The organism is Devosia ureilytica, assembly GCF_024273195.1.
Lineage (GTDB): Bacteria > Pseudomonadota > Alphaproteobacteria > Rhizobiales > Devosiaceae > Devosia > Devosia ureilytica.
In genome coordinates this window covers 752974-766169 of record NZ_JAMZCU010000001.1, presented here as the reverse complement: position 1 = coordinate 766169, position 13196 = coordinate 752974, and the positions used below count along the sequence as shown (strand labels likewise).

15 protein-coding genes are annotated in these 13196 nt (G+C 62.0%); 5 read left to right on the top strand and 10 right to left on the bottom strand.

Annotated features, from left to right (window positions below; translation table 11 throughout):
* Nucleotides 1-55: 55 nt before the first annotated feature.
* From NIM87_RS03710 to NIM87_RS03665, 10 genes are all read right to left on the bottom strand, one after another.
* Nucleotides 56-688: a CvpA family protein gene (locus tag NIM87_RS03710; RefSeq protein ID WP_254673259.1), complete on the bottom strand. Its 633-nt coding sequence runs from the start codon at nucleotides 686-688 to the stop codon at nucleotides 56-58.
* A gap of 117 nt (nucleotides 689-805) precedes the next feature.
* A complete protein-coding gene (gene radA, locus NIM87_RS03705) occupies nucleotides 806-2212 on the bottom strand; it encodes a DNA repair protein RadA (protein ID WP_254673258.1) in 1407 nt (468 codons plus the stop codon).
* 2 nt (nucleotides 2213-2214) lie between these two features.
* Nucleotides 2215-2769 (bottom strand): DUF1697 domain-containing protein, encoded by a 555-nt coding sequence (locus tag NIM87_RS03700; RefSeq protein WP_254673257.1) that lies wholly within the window; start codon nucleotides 2767-2769, stop codon nucleotides 2215-2217.
* Nucleotides 2770-3218: 449 nt separating this feature from the next.
* Nucleotides 3219-4346, bottom strand: coding sequence for an alanine racemase (alr, locus tag NIM87_RS03695; protein ID WP_254673256.1), 1128 nt, complete (start codon nucleotides 4344-4346; stop codon nucleotides 3219-3221).
* Between the two features lie 2 nt (nucleotides 4347-4348).
* Nucleotides 4349-5833 (bottom strand): replicative DNA helicase, encoded by a 1485-nt coding sequence (locus tag NIM87_RS03690; RefSeq protein ID WP_254673255.1) that lies wholly within the window; start codon nucleotides 5831-5833, stop codon nucleotides 4349-4351.
* 244 nt (nucleotides 5834-6077) lie between these two features.
* Nucleotides 6078-6644: a 50S ribosomal protein L9 gene (rplI, locus tag NIM87_RS03685; protein ID WP_332017503.1), complete on the bottom strand. Its 567-nt coding sequence runs from the start codon at nucleotides 6642-6644 to the stop codon at nucleotides 6078-6080.
* Between the two features lie 92 nt (nucleotides 6645-6736).
* A complete protein-coding gene (gene rpsR, locus NIM87_RS03680) occupies nucleotides 6737-6991 on the bottom strand; it encodes a 30S ribosomal protein S18 (protein ID WP_067450285.1) in 255 nt (84 codons plus the stop codon).
* An 18-nt stretch (nucleotides 6992-7009) separates the two neighbouring features.
* Nucleotides 7010-7408 carry a 30S ribosomal protein S6 gene (gene rpsF, locus NIM87_RS03675; protein WP_254673254.1) on the bottom strand — a complete coding sequence of 133 codons (399 nt, stop codon included), beginning with the start codon at nucleotides 7406-7408 and terminating at the stop codon, nucleotides 7010-7012.
* Between the two features lie 221 nt (nucleotides 7409-7629).
* Nucleotides 7630-7989, bottom strand: a complete 360-nt coding sequence (locus NIM87_RS03670) for a type II toxin-antitoxin system VapC family toxin (RefSeq protein WP_254673253.1) — start codon at nucleotides 7987-7989, stop codon at nucleotides 7630-7632.
* Complete coding sequence (locus tag NIM87_RS03665) at nucleotides 7986-8189, bottom strand: type II toxin-antitoxin system VapB family antitoxin (RefSeq protein WP_254673252.1); 204 nt, start codon at nucleotides 8187-8189, stop codon at nucleotides 7986-7988. Before NIM87_RS03665 ends, NIM87_RS03670 begins: the two co-directional genes overlap by 4 nt.
* Nucleotides 8190-8354: 165 nt before the next feature.
* On the opposite strand from NIM87_RS03665, the gene fabD reads away from it, so the two are divergent.
* From fabD to mltG, 5 genes are all read left to right on the top strand, one after another.
* Entirely contained in the window at nucleotides 8355-9305 is a 951-nt protein-coding gene (gene fabD / locus NIM87_RS03660) for an ACP S-malonyltransferase (protein ID WP_254673251.1), read from the top strand.
* A 56-nt stretch (nucleotides 9306-9361) separates the two neighbouring features.
* A complete protein-coding gene (gene fabG / locus NIM87_RS03655; RefSeq protein WP_254673250.1) occupies nucleotides 9362-10099 on the top strand; it encodes a 3-oxoacyl-[acyl-carrier-protein] reductase in 738 nt (245 codons plus the stop codon).
* A 225-nt stretch (nucleotides 10100-10324) separates the two neighbouring features.
* Nucleotides 10325-10561, top strand: a complete 237-nt coding sequence (locus NIM87_RS03650) for an acyl carrier protein (protein WP_254673248.1) — start codon at nucleotides 10325-10327, stop codon at nucleotides 10559-10561.
* A gap of 29 nt (nucleotides 10562-10590) precedes the next feature.
* Nucleotides 10591-11853: a beta-ketoacyl-ACP synthase II gene (fabF, locus tag NIM87_RS03645; RefSeq protein ID WP_254673317.1), complete on the top strand. Its 1263-nt coding sequence runs from the start codon at nucleotides 10591-10593 to the stop codon at nucleotides 11851-11853.
* A gap of 210 nt (nucleotides 11854-12063) precedes the next feature.
* A complete protein-coding gene (gene mltG, locus NIM87_RS03640) occupies nucleotides 12064-13194 on the top strand; it encodes an endolytic transglycosylase MltG (protein WP_254673247.1) in 1131 nt (376 codons plus the stop codon).
* Nucleotides 13195-13196 lie beyond the last annotated feature (2 nt).

The following is a 13196-nucleotide window of genomic DNA, read 5'->3' as shown; positions in this document are numbered from 1 at the left end:
TGACATGTGCGACCAGCAGATGTGCGGCGGGTGCGCGTTCCGCCGTTGTTATCGATCAGGCCTCTGGCGCCGGGTCGGTCACCGGATCGGTGGGATCGACCGTGCCGTCCACATCGGGATCGCCTGCGCCGCCTTCAAGCGGGGCAACCGGAGCCTGCGGGTCCTCGGTCAGGTTGGCGCCGCCACCCTGAAGAATATCGGTTACCTGCTGCTCAAGTCCTTCAGGCAACATGGAAATCAAGGTGTTGCCCATATCGCGCAGATAGGGCAGCGACTGGGCGTTGTCGGCCCAGTCAGGCAGATTGTTCGGGAGCAACCACAGGCCAAAAATCGTCACGACGATGGCGATGAGCACGCCGCGCAGCACGCCGAAGACAAAACCCAGCGTACGGTCTATCGGCCCGATGCGGCTGTCGACCACAAAATCGGCAATGCGCATGGTGAGCAGGTGCAAAACGATGAGCGCGACGATGAAGGTCACGACCACCGTCGCGATATCGGCAACGACGGGCTCGGCAATATACTGCCGCGCAATGTCGGGGTGGTACTGCCACATATAGACGGCAATGGCAGCGGAGCCGGCCCAGGTCGCCAGAGAAAGCACCTCGCGGGTCAGTCCTCGCGCGGTGGCCAGGATTGCCGAAATCAGCACCAGCACACCCACACCAACGTCGAACGCAGTCAGCATATGTTTTTGCCCTGTTGTCTTGCCGTTCCGGCCTTTTGGTGGAGCTTTAGCGGCTTTGGCGCGCTGTGCCAAGCCTAGCAGTGGCTACGGGAAGCGATCTCCCCGGAAAGGGTCCGTTTACCATCCTTCAGGCTCCGGCTCGGGCATGGCCCGCTTGCCCTGAGCGGCGATGCGGCTGACCATGTCGCTCAATAGCGCATATTCTGTGACATCAAGGCCCGAGTTCCGGTCGGCGCTGCCCAGCTTGCCCGTCACCACCGAGCCAAACCCGAGCTTTTGCGCCTCGCGCAGCCGCAGGGCGCCATGGACAACGGGGCGCACGCCACCCGCGAGCGAGATTTCGCCAAAGTAGACAGCGTCGGCGGGCAGGGGCGATCCGGTCAGCGACGAAATCAGCGCTGCGGCAACCGCCAGGTCGGCAGCCGGCTCGTTGATCTTCAACCCGCCCGCAACATTGAGATAGATGTCATTGGCCCCGATGCGGACGCCACAGCGGGTTTCGAGCACGGCCAGAACCATGGAGAGGCGCGAACTGTCCCAACCCACCACGGCGCGGCGCGGTGTGCCGAGCGGGGAGGGGGCGACCAGCGCCTGGATTTCAATCAGCAGCGGCCGGGTGCCTTCCATGCCGGCAAAGACAGCGGAGCCGGCGGCGTCCTTGTCGCGCTGATCGAGGAACAGAGCCGACGGATTGGCCACCTGCTCCAGCCCGCGCTCGGTCATGGCGAAGACGCCAATCTCGTCGGTGGCGCCATAACGGTTCTTCACCCCGCGCAGGATGCGGAAGGTGTGGCTCGAGTCGCCCTCGAAATAGAGCACCGCATCGACCATATGCTCAACGACGCGCGGGCCAGCAATCTGTCCGTCCTTGGTCACATGGCCAACGAGCACGACCGCCGCGCCACTCTTTTTGGCAAAGCGTGTCAGCGCCTGCGCCGATGTGCGCACCTGTGTCACTGTTCCGGGAGCGGAATCGACGCGGTCGGTCCACAGAGTCTGGATGGAATCGATAATGACGAGATCGGGCGGCTGCCCGTTTTCCAGCGTCGCCAGGATGATTTCGACATTGGTTTCGGCCGCCAGCAGAACATCGGCCTCACCCAGCCCGAGCCGCTGGGCGCGCAGGCGCACTTGAGCCACGGCCTCCTCGCCCGAGACATAGATGACCCGCTTGCCCTTATGGGCCAGTGCCGCCGCCGATTGCAGCAACAGCGTGGATTTGCCGATACCCGGGTCGCCGCCAACCAGCAAGGCAGAGCCCTTGACGAAGCCGCCGCCGGTGACCCGGTCAAGCTCGGCCATGCCGGTAATGATCCGGGCTGCGCTTTCGGTTTCGCCGGAGAGGGGCACGAGATTGGTGGGACGCCCGTTGGACTTGGCGGCCTTGGGGCCGGCGCCGACACCTGAATCCACCAATTCTTCGACGATGGTGTTCCACTCGCCGCAGGCGTCACACCGCCCCTGCCAGCGGGTGGTGACCGCGCCGCAGGACTGGCAGACGAAATTGGAGCGAGTCTTGGCCATGCTTATTCCTTCTCCCGCTGGCTGGCGCGTTCGGCCAGTTTGCGTGTCGTGTTCCAGTTTCGCGAGGTGTTGAGACCGCAGAGCTTGTCGATCTTTCGGATCAGCCTGCCGGACTGGGCAACGTCCTGCGAGAAATCCACGACCAGATGATCGGCGACGACGTGGATGAGTTCTGGTCCGTCATGGTCGGAGATCCAGCCGAAATCGGGTTTGGCCGCAGCGAAGAAGTAGACGCCGGTCTGGGACGGCCGTTGCGCGGCGGCCTCGGCAATCGGGTCAGCCTTGAGCAGCTTGCGCAGCTGGGCAGGCGTTCTGACGATGACCGCCACGTTTTCACCCAGCCCAAATCCGCGCAGCACTGGCTCCATAGCGTTGCGCGCCGCTGTGGCGTCGCCGTCGAACCCAGCAAGCATATTGCCCGTATTGACCAGGGTCTCCGGCGCCACGAATCCGGCCGTCGATGACGCCGCGCGCCATTGTTCCATGCGCATCAACTTGTGTGTCACCGGGCCAATGGCACGCAGCAGAATGGCATAGAGGGGCAGGGAACTGGACAAATCGAATCCGGGAAGTGAGCCGGCGTGAGCGTAACAGCTTGCCAGCGGACTGGGCAAGAACGAAATGGGAACATTAGGCGAGGCGCGTTCAGGCGCTGCGCGACCGTGAGGTCCGCAGGTTTGATCAGGACACCGCAACGAGATGCTACGGTCTGGGGCGAGCTTCGCCTCGGTGCCGGTCGTCCGGCAAAAGTAGAAGGTGAGGAAAACCTCGCCCCAGACTGACGGAGACTCTTCGGGTTGGACCGTCCGTGGCTACATCCCGTGCCAAACGCGGAAGCTGCGCTCCCAGACCGGGGGATCAGATCGGTCCCGGATCATCCAAATACCGAAGGAACATGGGCGACCCCATGACCATCCGTCGCCCCCGCACCGACCGTTCGTCGCGACCGCGCAGCATGTGCGGAGACCGCTGGAGTATGAGGGCGGTTTTGGAGCCGTGGATAAGTTTATTCCGGCAGGCGGCCATCACCGACATAGTTGCGGCTGTAGCGGCCCTTGAGGCTGGTGAGGATTTCATAGCCGATGGTACCGGCGGCATCAGCCTGGTCGTCCACGCCGACGTGCTGGCCGAGCACTTCGGCGCCTTCGCCGGGCATGGGCAGGTCGGAGCCGAGTTCGGTCACGTCCACCACTGTCAGGTCCATGGAAATCTTGCCGACCACCGGGCAGAGCTTGCCGCGAATGAACACCTTGCCGCCCGGACGCTGATTGGTGCCAGATGCGGAGCGCAGATAGCCATCGGCATAGCCATAGCCGAGCACGGCAAGTTTGGAATTGCGGTTGAGCGTATAGGCGGCGCCATAGCCCACGGTTTCGCCCGTGCGGCCCTCGGTGACCTGCAGGATCGGGACATGCAGGGTGACTACCGGCTGCATCGGGTTCTTGCGGCCATTGACCGCCCGGCCGCCATAAAGCGCGATGCCGGGGCGCACCATCTGGAAATGGTAATCGCGGCCGGTCATCAGCGCTGCCGAATTGGCCAGCGAGGCGGGAATGCCCGGGAACTGCGACATCACCGACCCGAAAAGGGCCAGTTGCGTGCGGTTTTTCTCGTGGTTCGGCTGATCGGCACAAGCCAGGTGGCTCATAATCATCTGGGGCGCGTAACCCAGTTTTTCGCTGTGCTCGCGCACAAGACCCGCCTCATTGAGCCGGAAGCCGAGGCGATTGATGCCGGTGTCGAAATGGAAGGCGGACGGATAGGCCTCGTTGCGCTCGACACATTTGGCCAGCCATTCCTCCAGCATGGTCATCGAGGAGAGGACCGGCATCAGGTTCTGGCGAATGTAGAGATTGGCCGCGCCCGGATAGAGACCGTAGAGGATGAAGATATGTGCGTCGGGCAGGGCCGCGCGCACCGCCATGCCCTCGTCAGGCGTCGCTACGAAAAAGAAGCGAGCACCCCCGGCATGCAGAGCCTTGCTGGCCATGTCGATGCCCACGCCATAAGCGTCGGCCTTGACCACCGCAGCCGTCAACGCGCCCGCGCTCACCTTGTCAAGCGCGCGCCAGTTGCGGGCCAGGGCCCCCAGATCAATACTCAGTTGGCCCCCAAGGCCCGAAGTCAGCGCCATGCCTATTCCATGCGTTCAGGCAGGTAATCTGCCCGAGCAAGGTTACCAAAGCGGGTAAATTGCGCCTCGAAGCTCAACTGCACCGTGCCAGTGGGGCCATGGCGCTGCTTGGCAATGATGACTTCCGCCTTGCCATGCACCTTTTCCATTTCGCCCTGCCAGGTCAGATGCTCCGGCGTACCCTCTTTGGGTTCCTTGTTCTTGAGATAATATTCTTCGCGATAAACGAACAGAACCACGTCCGCGTCCTGCTCGATAGACCCCGATTCGCGCAAGTCGGCCAGTTGCGGATGTTTGTCGTCGCGCGATTCCACCTGACGGGAGAGCTGGGAGAGGGCGATGATCGGCACCTCCAGCTCCTTGGCCAAGGCCTTGAGCGTGGTAGTGATCTCGGTCAACTCCTGCACGCGGTTCTGGCTCGAGGCCTTCGATGAGCCCGAGAGAAGCTGCAAATAGTCGACAATCAGCAGGTCGAGCCCCTTCTGGCGCTTGAGGCGCCGGGCGCGAGCGGCCAACTGTGCCACCGAAATACCGCCGGTATCATCGATATAAAGCGGCACCTTGCTCATGACATTGGACACGTCCACCAGCTTGGCGAACTGGTTGTCGTGAATGCGGCCGCGGCGAATGTCGGAGGAGGAAATCTCCGACTGCTCGGCCAGAATACGCGTGGCGAGCTGTTCGGAACTCATTTCGAGGCTGAAAAAGCCCACGATGCCGCCATTGACCGATTTGGTATGCCCGTCCGGCGTGACATCGCCGCGCCAGGCCTTGGCGACATTATAGGCGATGTTGGTGACGAGCGAGGTCTTGCCCATGGCGGGGCGGCCGGCAAGGATGATCAAGTCGGAGCGCTGCAGCCCGCCCATCTGTCGGTCGAGATCGTGCAGGTCGGTGGCCACGCCCGACAGGCCCCCATCGCGCTGAAAGGCTTCGCCGGCCATCTGGATGGAGGCATTGAGCGCGGCGGAGAAATTCTGGAAACCGCCGTCATAGCGGCCTTTTTCGGCCAGCTGGAACAGCTCGCTTTCGACCTTTTCGATCTGCTTGTTGGGCGTCATCTCGATTTCGCCCTCATAGGCGACCGAGACCATTTCCTCGCCCACCAAGATGAGATTGCGGCGAATGGCGAGGTCATAGATGGCCTGGCCATAGTCACCCGCATTGAGGACCGTCGTCGCCTCGGCCGCCAGACGCGAGAGATATTGCATCATCGTCACGTCGGGCAGCAATTGCTCGGGCAGGTGGGTCTTGAGCGTCGCCGGTTCCGCGGCCTTGCCGGCGCGGATGATCTTGCCGGCCAACTCGAAAATCTCGCGGTGGATCGGCTCGTAGAAGTGCTCGGGCAGCAGGAAATCGGCGACGCGGTAGAAGGCGTCATTGTTGATCAGGATCGCGCCCAATAGCGCCTGCTCCACGTCCACATTGTGCGGAGCGACGCGAAAGGACTTGTCTTCGGCGGGGTGGAGGCGTGCGATCTCGGCCATGGATATTCCTGCGGTGTTAACCTTTCTTAACCATGCAATTTGCGCATGAGTCTTGAGCTAGTGGGGGCAGGGTTAATGTTTCCCTGACCCTGCCTGTGAACACTGTGGACAACGGGGAATGTGATCGCGCCGTCTTGCGCAATGGCGCGCGCTCTTCCGGTTACTGAGTCTGGCCGCACTATAGCCCAAAAAGCAAAAGGCCGGGCGTTGGCCCGGCCTTTCAGAAGCGAATTGTGATCGAAGACTATTCTTCGAAACGGTCGTCCGCAGCAGCGTCCTTCTGGCCGGCGGCGAAATCGCCACCTTCGTCGGCTTCGAACGTGTGGACGGTAACGTCTTCACCCGAGGCCTGGCGGGCTGCTTCGTCTTCAGAACGGGCAACGTTGACGATGATCGAAACTTCGACTTCGGCATGCAGGTTGAGGGCGACGGTGTGAACGCCCACGGTCTTGATCGGCTCGGCAAGGTCGACCTGGTTGCGCTGAACGGTGAAACCGTCCTTGGCCAGGGCCTCGACGAGGTCACGGGCAGCAACCGAACCATAGAGCTGGCCGGTTTCGCCGGCCTGACGGATCAGCACCACGGTGCGGCCGTTGAGACCTTCGGCAATGCCGGCGGCCGCATCGCGACGTTCTTCATTGCGCTGTTCGATATAGGCGCGTTCAGCAACGAACTTCTTGCGGTTGGCTTCCGTAGCGCGCAGGGCCTTGCCCTGGGGCAGCAGGAAGTTACGGGCAAAGCCGTCCTTGACGGTGACTTCGTCGCCGATGGTGCCGGTGCGACCAATGCGCTCGAGCAGAATGACTTTCATTTCTTTATTCCTTTGGCTGTCCCGCCTCTGAGGCGGTTAGGAGCCGCGAACCATTCGCGACCCCAGCGATGCAGTCTCAAGCAAGCCGCGGCTTACTGGACGGCGTAGGGCATCAGGCCGATGAAGCGGGCACGCTTGATGGCACGAGCCAGTTCACGCTGCTTCTTGGCAGAAACGGCAGTGATGCGGCTCGGCACGATCTTGCCGCGCTCGGAAACGTAGCGCGAGAGCAGGCGCACGTCCTTGTAGTCGATCTTGGGCGCGCCCTCACCCGAGAACGGGCAGGTCTTGCGACGACGCTGGAACGGGCGGCGGGCCTGGGAAGTGGTAAGGTCTTTGATTGCCATTTTTCTCGTTCCTCTAAATTAGAACCGACGCGGGCGGCGTTCGCCGGAGAAGCCACCACGGTCACCACCGCGGCCGCCATCACGGTCGTCGCGATCGCGCTTCTGCATCATTGCCGACGGGCCTTCTTCGACCTCGTCCACACGCACGGTCATGAAGCGCAGGATGTCTTCATTGATGCGCATGTGACGCTCCATCTCGGCAACGGCAGCAGGCGAAGCTTCGATGTTGAGCAGGGTGTAGTGAGCCTTGCGGTTCTTGCGGATACGGTAGGAGAGACCCTTGAGGCCCCAGTACTCGTTCTTGGTAACCTTGCCGCCACCCTGGCCGAGCAGCTCGGTCAGCGTTGCAGTCAGTTCTTCGACCTGCTGCTGGGACACGTCCTGGCGAGCGAGATAGATGTGTTCATAAAGGGCCATTGATGCGCCTTCCTTTCGAGTTGTACTCAGCAATGTCTGGCGCGGAGCCCCTTCGAAGCCGGAAAGGCGTCAAAGCAGTCTTGCAAAGAGCGGGAACACGGGAGGCCGGGCCCGAAAGACCCTATTTTCTGCTTGTTAGAAAACAGAAAACCCTCCGTTCAGCCCCCGGCCAAACGAATTGCTGGCGTCGCTATAGGGGAATGCGGTGGAGAAGGCAAGCGTCAGGCGGCAATGCCGAGCTGTTCGGCGGCGGCGTGCAGCCGGCGGTCGCCGGTGAGCAGCTTCACCGATCCGGCCAACAGGGCCGCGGCAAGCAGGTGCGAGTCGACGTAGCCGATGCCGCGGCTATAGAGCCGCCTTGCCTCTATCAGCACCATCACCTCTTCATGCGAAGCCGGCGGCAGCGTGAGCATGGCCCTGAGGTCAGAAATCGTGTCGAGCCTGTTCCTCAGGCTTCCCAAAGCAAGCTCGCCGAGCACAAACGGGTGCATCAGCACGTCGCCATCCGCCAATTGGCGAGCAAAGGCAAGATTGGCGACCTTCCAATGGTCGATCCAGTAGGAGGTGTCAGCAACGATCATTCCGACTCGGGTTCTTGTCGAAACTGACGGGTATATTCCAAATACGGCATGGTGCCCCCGAGTGCGGCCAAGCGTCGAGACGCCTCACGGTGCAGCTTTTCTCTCAGTGCCACTTTCACCAGCGCGCTGGTTTCTTCGATGCCCGAGCTCTCTTTGGCTTGCGCCAGAAGATCGTCGTCAATGGTGATGGTAGTTCTCATGGCCTTCGCTCCTGGCGCATCAAATATCGCATTAAGTGATGCGCATTTCAATGCGCTTCCGCCAAGTCTGCCTTGACTCCGCCGCACACTCCCGGCAAAGCCGCGGCAACTGGACAGCCCTGTCGCGGGTTGTCACATTGGATTGCAAAAAAGGGGGGACGCGTCATGTCCGGCACCGCATTCACTTTCCCCGGCCAGGGTAGCCAGGCCGTTGGCATGGGCAAGGAACTGGCCGCGGCCTTTCCCGAGGCGCGCGCCGTCTTCAAGGAAGTCGATGAGGCATTGGGTGAGCGCCTGTCCGCCATCATGTTCGAGGGCCCCGACGATGTCCTGCGCCTGACCGAGAACGCGCAGCCGGCCCTTATGGCCGTGAGCGTGGCGGTGATCCGCGTGCTTGAAGCCAAGGGTGTTGCCCTCAAAGACCACGCCAAATTTGTTGCCGGGCACTCGCTGGGGGAATATTCCGCCCTTTGCGCCGCCGGGACTTTTACCCTGACCGACGCTGCGCGCCTGCTGCGCACCCGCGGCCAGGCCATGCAGAAAGCCGTTCCGGTGGGCCATGGCACCATGGCCGCGCTGCTGGGGCTCGACCTCGAAACGGCCCAGGCCGTCGCTGCTGAAGCCGGGCAGGGCGAAGTCTGCGACGTCGCCAATGACAATGCGCCGGGCCAGGTGGTGGTCTCGGGGGCAACGGCAGCAGTCGAACGCGCGGTTGAAATTGCCAAGGCCAAGGGCGCCAAGCGGGCCTTGCTGCTGCCAGTCAGCGCACCCTTCCATTGCTCGCTGATGCAGCCCGCAGCCGAGGCCATGGCTGCCGCCCTTGCTGAGGTTGAAATGCAGGCGCCCGTCGTGCCGCTGGTCGCCAATGTGCTGGCAACGCCCATTTCCGATCCGGCCGAAATTCGCCAGCGTCTGGTCGAGCAGGTCACAGGCGTCGTGCGCTGGACCGAGACCGTCACCTGGCTCACGGGAGCCGGCGGCGTCACCAACCTGGTTGAACTGGGCACCGGCAAGGTGCTGACAGGCCTTGCCAAACGCATCGCATCCGACGCATCGGCCCAGGCTATCGGCACACCCGCCGACATCGACGCCTTTGTCGCTCAACTAAACGCCTAGGCGCCTGAATCAAAATCTGAAGCGCTTGACTCAATTTCTCCCAGGGGAGGCCCTAAATGTTTGATCTTTCAGGTAAACGCGCATTGGTAACGGGCGCGAGCGGCGGCATTGGTCGCGAAATCGCCAAGGCCCTGGCCGCCGCCGGCGCCACCGTGGCGCTGTCCGGCACCCGCGTGGGCGCCCTGGAGGATACAGCCAAGGAGATCGGCAAGGATTGTCCGATCCTGCCGGCCAATCTCTCCAAGCTCGATGAAGTCGACAAGCTGGTGCCCAGCGCCGAGGCGGCCATGGGGGGCCTCGACATTCTGGTCAACAATGCCGGCATGACGCGCGACAATCTCTTCATGCGTATGAAGGACGAAGAGTGGGATGAGGTGCTCGCCGTCAACCTGACCGCCGCCTTCCACCTCAATCGCGCCGTGCTGCGGGGCATGATGAAGCAGCGCTGGGGCCGCATCATCGGCATTTCTTCGGTGGTCGGGGTCATGGGTAACCCGGGGCAGGGCAATTACGCGGCCTCCAAGGCGGGCCTGATCGGCATGAACAAGGCGCTGGCCTATGAGGTTGCGAGCCGCAATATCACCGTCAATTCGATCGCGCCGGGCTTCATCGCCTCGGCCATGACCGATGAATTGAACGACAAGCAGCGTGAGTCGATCCTGTCTACCGTGCCGGCCGGCCGGCTGGGGACAGCGAGCGAAGTTGCTGGCTGTGCAGTTTTTCTTGCCAGCGATGCAGCCGCCTATATCACCGGCCATACGCTGAATGTGAACGGCGGCATGGCGATGATCTGATCCCTGCGGGGAGGGCGAAAGCCTTGGAAACCGGGGAAAACGCGGCTGGCTATGACGAAAAAAACGTGATACCCCGCGCCCCGGTCCATCTTGCTGGCCTGCCTTGCAGGCGCCCAGAAGGCCGCCTACATTGCCTCTGTGCAAACCAACACTGCGCTTGATGATTTGGCTTTGCGCCAATAAGAAGCGAAACGAAACTTAGATTTCTAAAAAGGGAAGTCAATTATGAGCGATGTCGCTGATCGGGTCCGCAAGATCGTTGTGGAACACCTCAATGTGGATGCCGAGAAGGTCGTTGAAAAGGCCAGCTTCATCGACGATCTGGGCGCAGATTCGCTCGATCAGGTCGAACTGGTGATGGCTTTCGAGGAAGAATTCTCGGTCGAGATCCCCGATGACGCCGCCGAGTCGATCCAGAGCTTTGGTGATGCGGTCGCCTTCCTGACCAAGGCAACCAGCTAAAACTGGGAGCCAGGCCGCTGACCATGGAATTGCGTCGAGTCGTCGTAACCGGAATGGGACTTGTCACGCCGCTTGGCTGCGGTGTTGAGGCCACTTGGGCCAACATCCTAGCCGGCAAGAGTGGCGCCAAGCGTATCGACGATTTTGAGATCGACGATATTGCCTGCCAGATCGCCCATCGTATTCCAAAGGGGGACTATGCCGATGGCATGTACAACCCTGACGAATGGATGGAAGTGAAGGAGCAGCGCAAGGTCGATGATTTCATCATCTATGCCATGGCTGCGGCTACCCAGGCTATCCAGGATGCGGGCGTCGAGCCCAAGACCCAGGAAGAACAGGAACGCACGGGCGTCCTGATCGGCTCGGGTATCGGCGGGATTGGCGGCATCTATGATGCCTCCGTCACGCTGCACGAAAAGGGCCCCCGCCGCATCAGCCCCTTCTTCATTCCGGGTCGGCTGATCAACCTGGCTTCGGGCCATGTCTCCATCCGTTTTGGCCTAAAGGGGCCAAACCACTCGGTGGTGACGGCCTGCTCGACAGGTGCCCATGCCATCGGCGACGCTGCGCGTCTCATTGCCCTGGGCGATGCCGACGTGATGGTGGCCGGTGGGTCCGAGAGCTGCATCAATCGCCTGGCGATGGCCGGCTTCTCCGCCGCACGCGCCATGTCGACCGGTTTCAACGACAATCCCACCGCCGCCTCGCGGCCTTATGACCGCGACCGCGATGGTTTCGTCATGGGCGAGGGTGCCGGCATTGTCGTGCTGGAAGACTATGAGCGGGCCAAGGCCCGCGGCGCCAAGATCTATGGCGAAGTGATCGGCTATGGCCTTTCGGGCGATGCCTATCACATCACCGCACCTGCGCCTGATGGCGACGGTGGCTTCCGCGCCATGAGCGCGGCCATCAAGCGCGCCGGTATTTCGGCGTCGGACATCGACTACATCAATGCGCACGGCACCTCGACCCCGCTGGGCGACGAAATCGAACTGGGCGCGGTCACCCGCGTTCTGGGCGATGCGGCTTCCAAGTCGGTGATGAGCTCGACCAAGTCGGCAGTCGGTCACTTGCTGGGTGCAGCCGGGTCGGTGGAAGCGATTTTCTGCCTGCTCGCCATGCGCGACAACATCGCGCCACCAACACTGAACCTGGACAATCCTTCGGTGGAGACTGAGATCAATCTCGTTCCCCACAAGCCGTTCAAGACGGAAATCAACGTGGCCCTGTCCAACAGCTTCGGCTTTGGCGGCACCAATGCCACGCTGGTCATGCGCAAGGTCAGCTAAGGTTTTCCAACAATTTTAGGGGGCACATCGCATTGACTGCGATGTGCCCCTTGTCTTTGCGCAGCGGCATTGCGAACAATGCGCACCCGCCACAGTTTGGCACAAGAACAATGAAATGAAGGCCGCAGAAGCAGCGCGCAGAGGTGGGAACCGGTTTTCCGCGCCAGCCATGCGACCACTATCGGCCCATTCGCGAGTGACAGGGACAAGATGAACGACCGCAAGAACCGGCGCCGCCGCCGCTCGGGCAATGGCTTGATCGACATCCTCAATGGCCTGCTGACCCTTCTGGTCATCGGCATCGTGGTGATCGGGGGCGGCGTGTTCTTCGTTGCGTCCCAATATTATGGCGATGGCCCGACCAGCGAGGACCGGGTGTTCCGCGTCGAATCCGGCAATACGCTTTCGACCACCGCAGGGCGGCTGGAAGACCAGGGCTTCATCACCAATTCTTTCATTTTCAGCCAGTTTGGCAGCCGCGTCGAGGAAAGCGCCGTCGTCAAGGCGGGCGATTTCAACATTCCGGCTGGCGCCAGCATGTCGGAAATCCTCAAGGAACTGACCCAGGGCAATCCGCTGCGCTATGCGGTGACCATTCCCGAAGGCTGGACCGTGTGGCAAGCCATCCAGCGCATCAATGCGGATGACCGTCTGACGGGCTCCATCGATCAATTGCCACCCGAAGGCTCGATCCTGCCGGGCAGCTACGACTATACCCCTGGCGATACGCGCCAGTCGCTGCTCGACGAAATGCAGCTGGCCATGACCCAGGCGCTGGCGGAAGTGTGGGAAGGCCGTCAAGCCGACCTGCCGCTCGAAACGCCGGCGCAGATGCTGATCCTGGCGTCCATCGTTGAGAAGGAAACCGGCATTGCCAGCGAGCGCCCGCAGATCGCAGCGGTGTTCGTCAACCGCCTGATCGAAGGCATGCGCCTGCAGTCGGACCCAACGATCATCTATGGCATCACGCTGGGGCAATCCACGCTCGACCGCGGCATCCGGCGGTCGGAAATCGAGGGTGAAACGCCCTACAACACCTATCAGATCGATGGTCTGCCCCCCACGCCCATTGCCAATCCGGGCATCGAGGCACTGGAGGCAGTCGCCAACCCCGATAGCCACGATTATCTCTACTTCGTGGCCAAGGGCGCGACCCCGAGCGAAGGCCATGTGTTTGCCGAAACCTATGCCGAGCATCAGCAGAACGTCGCCCGCTATCGCGAAATAGCCGCCGAGGCCGCTGCACAGGCCGAAGCCGAGGCGGAAGCCGCGCGCCAGGCGCTGGAAGCGGCGGAGGCCGAAGGGGCCGGTGGCGAAACCGAAGGCGAAGCCCAGCAGTGAGC

Bases quoted from the DNA above. Each gene is read 5' to 3' on its own strand.
- rplI (WP_332017503.1), bottom strand. From the start codon at position 6,644: ATGAAAGTCATTCTGCTCGAGCGCATTGGTCGCACCGGCACCATCGGC.
- fabD (WP_254673251.1), top strand. From the start codon at position 8,355: ATGTCCGGCACCGCATTCACTTTCCCCGGCCAGGGTAGCCAGGCCGTT.
- alr (WP_254673256.1), bottom strand. From the start codon at position 4,346: ATGGCGCTGACTTCGGGCCTTGGGGGCCAACTGAGTATTGATCTGGGG.
- rpsR (WP_067450285.1), bottom strand. From the start codon at position 6,991: ATGGCAATCAAAGACCTTACCACTTCCCAGGCCCGCCGCCCGTTCCAG.
- NIM87_RS03670 (WP_254673253.1), bottom strand. From the start codon at position 7,989: ATGATCGTTGCTGACACCTCCTACTGGATCGACCATTGGAAGGTCGCC.
- rpsF (WP_254673254.1), bottom strand. From the start codon at position 7,408: ATGGCCCTTTATGAACACATCTATCTCGCTCGCCAGGACGTGTCCCAG.
- NIM87_RS03650 (WP_254673248.1), top strand. From the start codon at position 10,325: ATGAGCGATGTCGCTGATCGGGTCCGCAAGATCGTTGTGGAACACCTC.
- mltG (WP_254673247.1), top strand. From the start codon at position 12,064: ATGAACGACCGCAAGAACCGGCGCCGCCGCCGCTCGGGCAATGGCTTG.
- NIM87_RS03690 (WP_254673255.1), bottom strand. From the start codon at position 5,833: ATGGCCGAGATCGCACGCCTCCACCCCGCCGAAGACAAGTCCTTTCGC.
- NIM87_RS03710 (WP_254673259.1), bottom strand. From the start codon at position 688: ATGCTGACTGCGTTCGACGTTGGTGTGGGTGTGCTGGTGCTGATTTCG.
- NIM87_RS03665 (WP_254673252.1), bottom strand. From the start codon at position 8,189: ATGAGAACTACCATCACCATTGACGACGATCTTCTGGCGCAAGCCAAA.
- radA (WP_254673258.1), bottom strand. From the start codon at position 2,212: ATGGCCAAGACTCGCTCCAATTTCGTCTGCCAGTCCTGCGGCGCGGTC.
- fabG (WP_254673250.1), top strand. From the start codon at position 9,362: ATGTTTGATCTTTCAGGTAAACGCGCATTGGTAACGGGCGCGAGCGGC.